Raw genomic sequence first — 11672 nt, forward strand, 5'->3', positions numbered from 1 at the left:
CTAGCCCCTTTTTTATTAGGATTTTAGGTTTAACACACCGAGCTTTCGCGGCTGGTATCGGAGATGGCCAAGCAGCGGTCACTAGCGCAGCCGCTGGCTAGCTCTCCGCCAATCACTATCAAGTTGTCGTCAACCATAATACTGACGCCGTAAGCGCACCCTTCTGGCATTTTTCCCGCTTCTTTCCATCCATCATCGCTATCCAGCTGCCATATGCTCTCACTGTAATGCTTGGTGAGCCCCTGATGGCTGTAGTTTCGACCTTGAGCGAAATTGGATTGGCTACCAATAAAATATGCGCCCCCTACTAGTGTGATCGTGTTGTTGATGAGGCCGGAATACCCTCCAGCGATGCCTTCGTGACCATCATAATGGTCGACTATCCGTGGCAGAGCCTGCGTGGATAGCTTTTGTCCCTCTAGGAAGTGATAACCTGTGGTCTTAAGGCTTCTCAGCCCTGGCTTAATTTCCCCTTCGATCAAAACAAACAGTTGCTTGTGTTTGACCAGGCTTGCTCCACAAGTCGCACCGTTGGGGTTATCGCTATAGATATGCCAACTAGGATTGGCGATGTCAAACTGCCAAATGTCTTGGTTCCACCCATAGCGGTCTATAGACTGAGACATAAACGCTTCCAAAGTGCGCTGCTGCTCTGTGGCACCTTTACAATTGGCGAGCTCGGCAAATAGGCGATCAAATACTTCTTTGCAATACCCGCCAAAGAACAGCAAGTGTTTCTCATCAACAAAGTCAGCACTAGCGCCAAGTAATCCTACAGGGAGGCTTGTGTCGATTTTCTGCCAAGACTCGGTTTCCAATGAAAATACATAGCCATCCATAAGTACCGTAAGTGGATCCTCTGGGTTGAGTTTTCCAGCACCAGAGAAGATGTACATCTCACGACCATTGGATGCACAAACCGTATCATTCCTCGCGACACCAGGGAAAGAGGGGGCAGGCTTCCAGCAAAGCGGCTGCTGATCGACATCCAAATAAAAAAAGCGCGTCCCTGCACTGCCAAGGCCAGCGTAGAGGCGGCGGCCAAGCAATCCTCCAACACCGTTTTTTATTGGGACAGGAAATGAAGGTAAATGAGAAAGTTGAATCGCCATACTTAAGGTTCCCTAGTCTTGAATATCGACACTCTTTCCGTTCCAGCTCAACAGATATACCTTATTGCTTGCGGAGCGATCTGTTTGTTCTCCTCCTGCTATCAGCACACCAGACTTAGTGGTAAACGACGCTCCGTAAGCTAAGCCAGTGGGTAGGTTATTTGCCTGTTGCCACAAATTATCGACAAGTACATAGATCTCAGGGTTAAAGGCTTTGCTAAATCCATTGTGTGCAAATAGCTTCCCTTGCTCGAAGGCCTTTTTCGCCCCATGGAAGTTTGCTCCACCGGCGACAATCATCGCACCATTGCTCATGCCACTATAGGCGCCGGCTACCCCTTCCTGACGGGTTAAATCGCTTGGAGCTGGTAGAGCATAAAGGCTTGTCCAAGGCTGTGGTTTACCAAATTGGTATTGCTTCACTTCTGCTGTTCTCAAACCTGGCTTGATTTCTCCGCTGATTAGGGTGGCGATAGTATCATTGGCAACGAGTGCAGAGCCGCAATTTGGAATGTAAGGGTTGGTGCCTACAGTTTTCCATGTGTTGGTACTTGGCGAATAACTAATGACGAGATCGTTCCAGTTGTAATCTCGAGGAGCCATGCCCATGTATCGATCAACGATGGACTGCCATTTGTCAGGCTGCGCTTTTTTATCGGTAGTAGTAATATCCGAGAGGTACTGATCGAAAAATCGCTTGTTGTAACCACCAAAGAAAATCACCTGATTGTCATTAGGCGAGTACGAGGCCGCGCCGAGCAGACCAACAGGGCTTTGAGTCTCTATCATACTCCAACGGTTTGAAAGGGAATCAAACTGGTAAACTGTGTCAAAAAGGATGGGAGATAGGGCGTCAGGGCTGGTTTTTCCTGCTCCGCCGAATACGTAGATCTTCGAGCCGATGGCGGTCGCTGTTGCGCTATTTCGAGCCGGACCGATAAAGTCACTAAGTTGCTGCCAGCCTAGTTCAGGTCTAGTGGTATCTAGCATGTAAAATGCCTGTCCTGACGAGCCTAGCCCTGCATAAAGCTTGTTACCAATCTGCGCACTCACGCCACTTTTTATGCCTTGTGGTAGATCTGGCCATGCATCTTTGGCTGTTGCCACTGCGGAAACAAGCAAAGTCGAAAGTCCCACCAAAGTGACCATTTTCCTAATGTTCATATTTCTTCCTTTATCGAAGGTACTACTTGGTTAAAAAGCAACCTTATTATCGATCTTTGGAGATAATATTCTTTGATCTTCGTTATAATAAAAATAATTTTTATTATATTTTGAATGGGTAATAAAAAAGCCCATCAAAAGATGAGCTTGTTGATAGGTAAGTGGCTTTTATGACATGAGTGGAACGACCACCTCAGCGGTTTCCATAACCGATTCGCTGTATTCAGGATACTTCTCAAGCAAAGAGTTGATTAACACATCAACCAACAGCAGCGCACCAACTTTGGAAGCAAAAGCGCCACCTGTTAACGGCCCTTCTGGTCTCGCTGCAACGAGCATCTCTGTAGAAATAGCAGACAGTGGACTGTGGTTAATGTTGGTTAAAGCGACTACGGGCACGTTTTGGTTGAATGCCTGTTTCGCGGCATGAACCACCTCTTTGGTTGAGCCTGAACTAGACACCGAAAACCAAAGATCTCCTTCGCTAGAGCGACGCGCGTTCATCGCGGCGAGGTGCGTATCCTCATACATAATGGCTTTTTTGCCGATTCGGATAAGCCGATAAGCAAGGTAGCGACCAACGATACTGGATGCGCCTACACCGACACAGCCAATAAACGAGGCATCATGAACCAGCGCGCAAATTCTATCGAGTGACTTACGGTCTATGAGTTTGGCAGTGTCTTGAAGGCTATCGATTGCGCTGCTCGCAGAGATGTCACAGATGTCGCCGTCGTGATCCGATTTTGGCTTACTGCCACTTTGGCTCAAATCGACAGCAAGCGCCATACGAAAATCGGAATAGCCTTTATAGCCCATGTCTCGACATAATCGGACGACCGTAGCTTCACTGGTTTGGGTGTTCCGAGCAAGATCAGTAATGGTCTGAAACTGCACATCTTGCGCGTTGTCCAAGATGTAATCGGCAACCTGCCTTAATTTTTTGCTGAGTGGTTCCATATTGGATCTCAAACGAACCAGCAAATTGCTTGGTGAGCCCACGGCATCCCCTTATCTTTTGTGTCGTAAACTAGAAAGTATCAGACTCCCGAATGGTTTTACACTGACATTTGTGCTGTTCTCGGGAAATCTCAAAAAATCGATTTTCGCTTATTCAAAGTCGTTGGTGTGGTGGTGCCAACGACTGTGAGCAAGGCGATTAAACGAAGTTGATGTCGCGCATTCTCGCTACTACATCGGCTTTTTGTGCTGATGTTAGCGCTCGGATCGGTGTTCTAGGATCACCAGCGTCAATACCATGTATCTCCATTGCGGCTTTGCCAGCTGCGACTCCACCATATTCCACAAGGATTCGAATGATGGCGATAACTTTGTCCATTAGTGAAGTGACCTGCGCTTGGTCCCCTCGTTTAAAGGCTTCAATAATAGCAAGGTATAACGGGGCTGCGTAGTTGTATGTGCTGCCCACCGCACCGATTGCACCAACAGCAAGACCAGCAGGCAAGAACTCATCCACACCAAATGGCAGGTCAAACTTACCATCAGCGACGCGCAAACAGCGTTGATACTCGTAGAGATCCGCATTGTTGAACTTGGCGCCAGACAGGTTTGGGATCCGTTCGTTACCTTTAATTAAGAATTGCTCAAGGTCGAGGCTGACTCCAGACATACCGGAATGGTAGTAGTAAAAGCCTTTCGATGGCGCAGCACTCGCGATTGAGGCGCAATAGTCAACAAGGTCGTCAACGGAACCTGGTTTGAAAAAACAAGGACCAATCGCAGATGTGGCAAGAATGTCGAGTGTTTCGGCGTGTTCTGTTAGGGAAATTGAATCGACAATACTGAGAGCGCCAGTGTGGATGATCAAATCCAGCTTGCCATCAGCCGCTTGTACCCAGCGCTCAGCAATGGCCTTACGTTCTTCAACAGAGCAGTGAATGCCTTCACCTGTGGTGCCACAGACATATGCCCCTGTCACGCCTTGCTCAATAAGTAGCGCAGCAATCTGATCGATAGCACTAAAGTTAACTCGATTGTTACGGTCAAAGGGGGTGTGCGGTGCGGCAATGAGGCCGGTTAACTTATTCATTTTTAACATCCTATAGTAAGTTCGCTCTGAGCCAAATTTTGGCTCAGAACTTAATTATTTCCCGTAGCCGAGGAATAGTTCTGGCAAGAACAAGGTGAACTGAGGGAACACAGCAACGAGTGCAAGTACAATAAACAGCGGCACTAATAGAGGAATAACACCACGAGTCAAAACATGGAATGGAATGTCACCAACTCGAGATACCACGTAGAGTGCCATACCCATTGGCGGCGTTAGAATGCCAATCATTAGGTTTAGAATCGCCATGACACCAAAGTGCACAGGGTCGATGCCTACCGCGCCTGCGACAGGAACCAAGAATGGAACCAGCAGTAATAGCAGTGCAAGTGACTCGATAAAGGTGCCAAGGAACAACAGCAGCAAGTTGATAAGAAGCAGCAGTACCAGCGGGTTATCACTAATGGTTAGGAAATAGTCAGCCAGCATTTGAGGAAGCTGCTCACGAGCAACGATCCATCCAAAGACGGTGACACCCATTACCATGAGCGCAACTACGGCTGTAGTGTTTACGGTTTCTTTTAGAATATCGATGAAACCAACAAAGGTCAGTTGCTTATAAACCACAGTACCAAGAAATAGCGCGTAAAGTGATGAAACAACAGCCGCTTCCGTTGGTGTGAATTTGCCAGAAAAGATGCCGCCGATGATGATGACTGGCGTCATCAGTGATAAAAACGCTTCTTTAAAGGATTTAAATTGGTCTTTGCGTGTGGCTTTTGGCAGCGTCATGTAGCCGCGCTTTTTACAAATAAAATAGCTCATGACCATGAGTGCGCCGCAGCATAGAATGCCTGGCACAGCACCCGCTAAGAATAGCGCGCCAATCGAAGTGTTGGATACGACCCCGTAGATCACCAGTGGCACCGAAGGAGGAACCAATGGTCCAATAATACATGAGGCTGCTGTTAAACCACCGGCGAAGTCGTCATGGTATTTGGCATCACGCATCGATTTGATTTCGAGTTGGCCAAGCCCACCTGCGTCGGCCAGTGCAGAGCCTGACATGCCTGAGAAAAGTAGGCTAGCCATGATATTTACGTGGCCTAGGCTGCCCGTAACATGACCGACCATCGACTTAGCGAAGTTGAAAATACGCTCGGTGATACCAGCGCTATTCATCAAATGTCCGGTAAGTACGAAAAAGGGTACCGCGAGCAAGGTGAAATTGTCTATCCCGCCAAGCATCTGCTGGGCGGCAAAGTTGATGCCTGTGCTGTTGGTGAGGATTAAGAATAGTAAGGCTACAAAAATAAGTGAGAAGCCAACGGGCATACCTGCAAACAGCAACGCGAGCCAGCCAAAAATAGAACCTGCCATGAGAACTCCTTACCTCTCAGCCACTTGTGAAGAACTAGGCGTGTCTGCCTTACTTGCTTGTTTAAACTCAATACCAATGGCGATGAGTTTTTCGATTTGTCGAATGACCATGAATACACCGCCTAGTGGCAGGCTGTAGTTCATCCATGCACTGGATACACCCAACGTAATGAGCTCGAAGAAAGCAGTTCTCTGAACGTGTTGGTAACCAAGGTAAATAATCGCGAAAATTGAGACCAGTACCGCCAACTCAAGTGCGATGACGAGAGAATAACGAAGGGTTTGCGGTAGCTTGTCTGAAAAAAAGGTGATGTTTACGTGCGTGCCTCTTTTGATTGCGATGGCGCAGCCAATGAGAGACATGTACATAAATAGGACTCGTGCGAGCTCCTCACTCCACAACGATGGGTCATTGAGCAACCAGCGTGTTCCGATTTGCCAAGTCAAGACAACAAGCAGTGCTGCCATGAGAGGAACCGTGATAATTTCTTCAATATTTTTAAATAGTTTGCTTATCATTTTCTGCTCCAAGGCTGGCCAAAGTGGCCAGCCAAGATGTCAATTTCAATTCTTTACTTCACGAATTGATAGCTGCCTTTACATCGCTGCTAGCTTTTTAACGATAGATTCACCAATTTTCGCCTCGAACTCTGAGTACAACGGCTGCATTGCTTCGCGGAAAGGCGCAAGTTCTGGGTAAGTCACGGTGACACCTTCAGCCTCAAAGAAAGAGATCAGCTCAGCTTCTTGTTTTTTCACCGATGCGGTATGCGCTTCACCCGCTTTCAAAACAGCGTCTTGAACGATTTTTCTCTCTGACTCTGATAGTTTTTGCCATGTAGAGTCTGAGATGATCACCATCTGGTCGTTGACGATATGATTGGTGATCGCGAGGTTGTCTTGAACCTCATAAAACTTCATCGTTTTGATGGTTGGTAATGGGTTCTCTTGGCCGTCAACAGCATTAGTTTGCAGGGCTAAGTAAACCTCTGAAAACGCCATTGGCGTTGGCGAAGCACCAGACAATTTAGCGTAGTTGAGGTTAGGCTTCGCGTTAGGAACACGAAGTTTGAGTCCTTTGAAGTCTTCAATAGAATTGAGTGGACGGTTTGATGTGGTTTCTCGAGTTCCGTTGTACCAAGTATCGAGTGCACGCCAGTTGAACTTAGTCAGCATTTCTTCGCGCACACCCTGACCGAACTCGGAATCAAACATGCGGCGCAGATGCTCGTAATCTTTAGCTACATACGGCAATGTCACCGCTTCCGCTCGTGGTATCCATAAGCCCATTCGGCCAAATTCTGCATAAGTGATGTCCAGATCACCTAAAGTGAGCTGTTGCAGCATGGCGCGGTCGTCACCGAGCTGCGCGCTAGGATACAGAGCAATCTTGATCTCGCCTTTACTCATCTCTTCCACTGTATCAGCCAGTAGTTTCGCGGAGGTGTACTCCACAGAGCCAACAGACGCTTGCATACCCATTTTTAGTGTTGTAGCCGCTTGTACTGATAATGCACACCCTACTGTCAGCATAGCGATAGTGATTTTGTTTATGGCTTTCATAATGTTCCCTTTTGTCCATTCGTTTTATGAGATCTAACCACTTCAAAAAAAATTTTTATTTTGTTTGAAAAAAATCTTCGTTATGGATTATTATGGTCGTGAAGATTATTTTCAAATCAACTTTTCACAAACTGTGATCGCGGACAAAATTTAACCAAGTCTAGTTATTGATAGATGACTTTATGTAGATTTTGACTGGATATGTTATGCCGGTATCCGTAGATTTTATTGAAGGACGAGAGGCTCGACGTGAGAGATAAAAGTCTAAAAATCAGAGAATTAAAAGAGCAGTTACGAGGGCAAACGGTAGTATCTATCCAACCTGTTGTCGGCAGTCCACTGGAAAATACGGAGTTTATTGTGGCTATGGCATTAGCCGCGCAAACGGCCGGTGCTAAAGCACTTCGTATTGAGGGAATCGCGAACGTTGCTGCCGTCGCTGAGAAGGTCACTATACCAATTATTGGCATTGTGAAACGTGACCTTATTGACAGTCCGGTCAGAATTACACCGTACATAAAAGATGTGGAGCAGCTTGAAATAGCAGGCGCATCCATCATCGCGTTTGACGCGACAGATAGGGTTCGTCCAGAGACTCGTGAGGCTATCGCTGACGCGATCAAAGACTCAGAGTGTTTTGCAATGGCCGACTGTTCATGTTTTCAAGACGGACGCTGGGCGGCTGAGTATGGGGTCGACATTATTGGTTCGACGCTCTCAGGTTATGTCGGAGAAGTTGAACCGACAGAACCCGATTTGCTACTTGTTAGACAGTTCGCAGACGCAGGGTATTTTACAATGGCTGAAGGTCGATATAACACGCCCGAACTTGCGGCTAAAGCTATTGCAAATGGTGCGATCGCAGTGACCGTCGGGTCTGCACTGACAAGGTTGGAAGTCGTCACTCAGTGGTTCAATACGGCAACACGCGCAGAGGTAAAACAAAATGAGCACGTTAGCTATTGATATTGGAGGCACCAAAGTCGCTTTGGGCATGGTCGAAAACGGAAAGCTTATTGAGCGAACTCAAATAGCCACGCCATCGACGATTGATGTGCGGGAGTTTGCGAATCACATTCTTTCTCCCTGCTCTGAGTGGCTGGAAAAAGCTCAGAACATCGGAATATCGACCACGGGTTGGGTAAAACCTGAAGGGATAACATCCATTAACCCAGATACCCTGCCATTTCCTCAGCCTTTTGCGCTCCATCGCGAAGTTGAACGTACTAGTGATAGGCCGGTGGCCATGCTTAATGATGCGCAAGCAGCAGCGTGCTTTGAGTTTAAATCGCATGCAAATCTTGTCAAAAACATGGCGTATGTGACGGTTTCAACGGGTGTCGGTGGCGGAATTATCATTGATGGCAAGCTGCACAAAGGCTCTAATTGGCTAGCTGGCCATATTGGTCATACTGTAATAGATATTAATGGCCCTGATTGTGGTTGTGGACAGAATGGCTGTGTAGAGGCGATTGCCTCGGGTACGGCTATTAACAAAGTCGCTCAAGCAACCATTAACCCGACTATTTCCAATATTGAATTGTTTGAGCTTGCCCGCAACGACGCAAGCGCAATGGCAATAATAAAGCGAAGCGCACAAGCGATAGCCGTGCTGTGTACGAATCTAAAGGCAACCTATGATCTCGACCTAGTCGTATTAGGTGGTGGGGTCGGATTAGCGAGCCACTACATGGAACTTGTCGACGAGTATATACAGCAAAAGCCTGCGGCATTTAGAGTTCCAATCACCAAAGCATCTGGGGACTATGATGCTTGTTTGCTTGGAGCAGCAGAGCAATTTTCGTTGTCGCTGGATAATAGTAACGCTCAGCACTGATTGATGATTATTTTAGGGATGAACTAAGGTTATGACACTACGCGGCATTTCGGCACACAGAATATTTGATGGTACGACGTTTCATTTCGACTCTGTACTTGTGTATAGAGACGACATTGTCGTCGATATCCTTCCTAAAGCGGAGGTGCCTTCGGATCTTTCCTATGACGATTATCCAGATAAGACCATAGTTCCGGGCTTTATCGACATTCAGGTCAATGGCGGCGGCGAGGTGATGTTCAACAACACGATGACCGTTGAGGGCATCAATACGATATGTAAAGCACACCGTAAACACGGGACGGCCTATTTACTGCCTACTTTGATCAGTGCCACTACAACGGACATGACCAACGCATTAAACGCCGTAGCCAATGCCATTGAGCAGCGAATCCCGGGTGTTGCGGGCATCCATCTCGAAGGCCCTTGGCTTAATGCTAATAAGAAAGGAGCTCATGATGCGGGTAAGTTCTACGCCCCAAGTGTTTCTGAACTTGAATCGTTTCCTTGGTTAGCGATGGGCACAACGTTGGTCACCTTGGCGCCAGAGTGCGTAGATACCGAGGTCTTGGCCTGGTTAAAGAACAATGACGTGGTGGTTTCCTGTGGACACAGCAATGCATCAAGTCATGAGTTATCTGGTGAAAAGTTGCCATTGATCGACGGATTTACTCATCTGTTTAACGCGATGTCTCCGTTGGAAGGGCGAGACCCCGGTGTTGTAGGAACTGCTTTAATGGCCGATCATGCTTGGTGTTCTATCATCGTTGATGACATTCACGTGGACTCGGCGAACGTAATGCTGGCGAAGCGTCTCAAACGTCAGCAGCAACTATTGATCGTCACCGATGCGATGGCGAGCGTAGGTAGCATCAGCAATAGCTTTGTTCTTGACGGTGAACAGATCAGTGTTCAAAACGGTCGACTGGTTAACGCGCAAGGAGCACTCGCTGGGGCACATATCGGTATGGATCAATCTGTTGCCAACGTCATTCAGTGGGGAATCGAAGAGGCTGAAGCATTTCGCATGGCCTCGATGTACCCTGCACGAGCGATAAATCGTTCCGATTTAGGCACTCTAAAGTCGGGCAGTAAAGCCTCTGTCACCATTCTCAACTCGGACTATCGTGCTTCACACGTGATGGTGGATGGCCAACTTCTTAGCTAAGTAGCATGGGCACGTCTTTAATCATTGAGATATCTGAATGCGAGATAGAAAAAGGGCTGTGTCGATGACACAGCCCTTTGAAGTTGGGATGCTAGCGGATATTAACCCTGCTTGTTCTGCTCTGCTTTGCAAACGGCCGCAGTAAATACCACGTCAGTTGAGCTGTTCAGCGCTGTCTCGGCAGAATCTTGAATCACACCAATGATAAAGCCAACCGCAACAACCTGCATTGCGACATCGTTTGAGATGCCAAACAGACCACACGCTAGAGGAATAAGTAGCAGCGAACCGCCAGCGACGCCTGATGCACCACAAGCAGATACCGCAGCAACAATGCTAAGTAGTAGTGCGGTAAAGATATCGATTTCGATGCCCATGGTATGCACAGCCGCTAGAGTCAGCACCGTAATGGTGATCGCTGCACCTGCCATATTGATGGTCGCGCCTAGCGGGATAGAAACAGAATAAGTGTCTTCATCTAAATCCAGCTTCTCACACAGTGTCATGTTCACTGGGATGTTAGCCGCACTTGAGCGTGTGAAGAACGCTGTCACACCACTTTCACGTAGGCATTGGAACACAAGCGGGTATGGGTTTTCTTTGGTCTTCACGTAGACAATGATTGGGTTTACAACCAGCGCAATGATTGCCATAGCAAGCAGCAGAACGAACAGAAGTTGTGCGTAGCCAGCAAGTGCAGAAAAACCAGTTGTTGCGAAGGTGTTCGCCACTAGGCCAAAAATACCAAATGGGGCTAGACGAATGATGAAACGTACGATTTGTGACACGCCGTGGCTCAGATCTTCAAATACCGCCTTGGTAGTGTCAGAGGCATGGTGCAGGGCTAAACCCAGACCAATTGCCCACGCCAAAATACCGATGTAGTTGGCGTTCATCAGCGCGCTAACTGGGTTATCGACCAGCTTAAACAGCAGTGTGTGTAGAACTTCGCCAATACCTTGCGGTGGCGTTGCTCCTTCCGCGCCGGCAACCAAGGTAAGCTCGGTTGGGAAAAGGAAGCTAAGCAAAACTGCAGTAAGCGCCGCCGAGAATGTACCAATGAGGTACAGCACAACGATTGGACGCATATGCGTGGTTTGGTTTTTCTTTTGGTTGGCAATAGAAGCTGCGACAAGAATGAAAACTAAAATTGGGGCGACAGCTTTAAGTGCTCCGACAAACAAGCTACCAAGCATTCCGAAGCTTTGAGCAGTTGTTGGAGACGCGACAGCGAGGATAAAACCAAAAACGATACCCGCGAGGATCTGCAGAACCAGATTACCATTCGCATAACGGGCAAGGATGCTAGAACTTTGCATTTTTATATCCCTGTATAGATTCTGCACTGAGTCGTGATGGTCTTAGACAGCACCATTCCGCTAGTGCAGTTATTATGTAATAAAGTGTGTTTGCGTTCGGTATCTTAGCAAGACAGGATGA

Annotated in this window: 11 protein-coding genes; 3 read left to right on the forward strand and 8 right to left on the reverse strand. The window is 47.6% G+C overall.

Annotated features, from left to right (window positions below; genetic code table 11):
- Positions 1-29 precede the first annotated feature (29 nt).
- From PG915_RS19810 to PG915_RS19840, 7 genes are all read right to left on the reverse strand, one after another.
- Positions 30-1112 carry a YjhT family mutarotase gene (locus tag PG915_RS19810; protein WP_353500115.1) on the reverse strand — a complete coding sequence of 361 codons (1083 nt, stop codon included), beginning with the start codon at positions 1110-1112 and terminating at the stop codon, positions 30-32.
- A gap of 12 nt (positions 1113-1124) precedes the next feature.
- Positions 1125-2276 carry an N-acetylneuraminate epimerase gene (locus tag PG915_RS19815; RefSeq protein ID WP_353500116.1) on the reverse strand — a complete coding sequence of 384 codons (1152 nt, stop codon included), beginning with the start codon at positions 2274-2276 and terminating at the stop codon, positions 1125-1127.
- Positions 2277-2444: 168 nt separating this feature from the next.
- Positions 2445-3278, reverse strand: coding sequence for a MurR/RpiR family transcriptional regulator (locus PG915_RS19820; protein ID WP_353500117.1), 834 nt, complete (start codon positions 3276-3278; stop codon positions 2445-2447).
- Positions 3279-3435: 157 nt separating this feature from the next.
- Complete coding sequence (locus tag PG915_RS19825) at positions 3436-4326, reverse strand: dihydrodipicolinate synthase family protein (RefSeq protein ID WP_353500118.1); 891 nt, start codon at positions 4324-4326, stop codon at positions 3436-3438.
- A gap of 54 nt (positions 4327-4380) precedes the next feature.
- Entirely contained in the window at positions 4381-5664 is a 1284-nt protein-coding gene (gene siaM / locus PG915_RS19830; RefSeq protein ID WP_042500360.1) for a sialic acid TRAP transporter large permease SiaM, read from the reverse strand.
- A 9-nt stretch (positions 5665-5673) separates the two neighbouring features.
- Positions 5674-6183: a TRAP transporter small permease gene (locus tag PG915_RS19835; protein WP_042500613.1), complete on the reverse strand. Its 510-nt coding sequence runs from the start codon at positions 6181-6183 to the stop codon at positions 5674-5676.
- A gap of 78 nt (positions 6184-6261) precedes the next feature.
- Complete coding sequence (locus tag PG915_RS19840) at positions 6262-7227, reverse strand: sialic acid TRAP transporter substrate-binding protein SiaP (RefSeq protein ID WP_353500119.1); 966 nt, start codon at positions 7225-7227, stop codon at positions 6262-6264.
- A 249-nt stretch (positions 7228-7476) separates the two neighbouring features.
- Between PG915_RS19840 and PG915_RS19845 the strand changes: the two genes are divergently transcribed.
- The 3 genes from PG915_RS19845 to nagA are packed head-to-tail and all read left to right on the forward strand — an operon-like array spanning position 7477 to position 10232.
- Positions 7477-8193, forward strand: a complete 717-nt coding sequence (locus tag PG915_RS19845; protein ID WP_353500120.1) for an N-acetylmannosamine-6-phosphate 2-epimerase — start codon at positions 7477-7479, stop codon at positions 8191-8193.
- Positions 8174-9064: an N-acetylmannosamine kinase gene (locus PG915_RS19850; RefSeq protein WP_353500121.1), complete on the forward strand. Its 891-nt coding sequence runs from the start codon at positions 8174-8176 to the stop codon at positions 9062-9064. The genes PG915_RS19845 and PG915_RS19850 overlap by 20 nt, the downstream gene beginning before the upstream one ends.
- Positions 9065-9095: 31 nt before the next feature.
- Entirely contained in the window at positions 9096-10232 is a 1137-nt protein-coding gene (nagA, locus tag PG915_RS19855) for an N-acetylglucosamine-6-phosphate deacetylase (protein WP_353500122.1), read from the forward strand.
- A gap of 101 nt (positions 10233-10333) precedes the next feature.
- Here the strand turns inward: nagA and sstT are convergent, their stop codons facing one another.
- Positions 10334-11551 carry a serine/threonine transporter SstT gene (sstT, locus tag PG915_RS19860; RefSeq protein WP_353500123.1) on the reverse strand — a complete coding sequence of 406 codons (1218 nt, stop codon included), beginning with the start codon at positions 11549-11551 and terminating at the stop codon, positions 10334-10336.
- Positions 11552-11672: the final 121 nt, after the last annotated feature.

It is taken from the genome of Vibrio sp. CB1-14 (assembly GCF_040412085.2).
GTDB lineage: Bacteria > Pseudomonadota > Gammaproteobacteria > Enterobacterales > Vibrionaceae > Vibrio > Vibrio chaetopteri.

What these genes read in the sequence shown, in the direction of transcription:
- PG915_RS19815 (WP_353500116.1), bottom strand. Translation starts at nt 2,276, where the DNA reads ATGAACATTAGGAAAATGGTCACTTTGGTGGGACTTTCGACTTTGCTT.
- PG915_RS19840 (WP_353500119.1), bottom strand. Translation starts at nt 7,227, where the DNA reads ATGAAAGCCATAAACAAAATCACTATCGCTATGCTGACAGTAGGGTGT.
- PG915_RS19835 (WP_042500613.1), bottom strand. Translation starts at nt 6,183, where the DNA reads ATGATAAGCAAACTATTTAAAAATATTGAAGAAATTATCACGGTTCCT.
- sstT (WP_353500123.1), bottom strand. Translation starts at nt 11,551, where the DNA reads ATGCAAAGTTCTAGCATCCTTGCCCGTTATGCGAATGGTAATCTGGTT.
- nagA (WP_353500122.1), top strand. Translation starts at nt 9,096, where the DNA reads ATGACACTACGCGGCATTTCGGCACACAGAATATTTGATGGTACGACG.
- PG915_RS19850 (WP_353500121.1), top strand. Translation starts at nt 8,174, where the DNA reads ATGAGCACGTTAGCTATTGATATTGGAGGCACCAAAGTCGCTTTGGGC.
- siaM (WP_042500360.1), bottom strand. Translation starts at nt 5,664, where the DNA reads ATGGCAGGTTCTATTTTTGGCTGGCTCGCGTTGCTGTTTGCAGGTATG.
- PG915_RS19810 (WP_353500115.1), bottom strand. Translation starts at nt 1,112, where the DNA reads ATGGCGATTCAACTTTCTCATTTACCTTCATTTCCTGTCCCAATAAAA.
- PG915_RS19825 (WP_353500118.1), bottom strand. Translation starts at nt 4,326, where the DNA reads ATGAATAAGTTAACCGGCCTCATTGCCGCACCGCACACCCCCTTTGAC.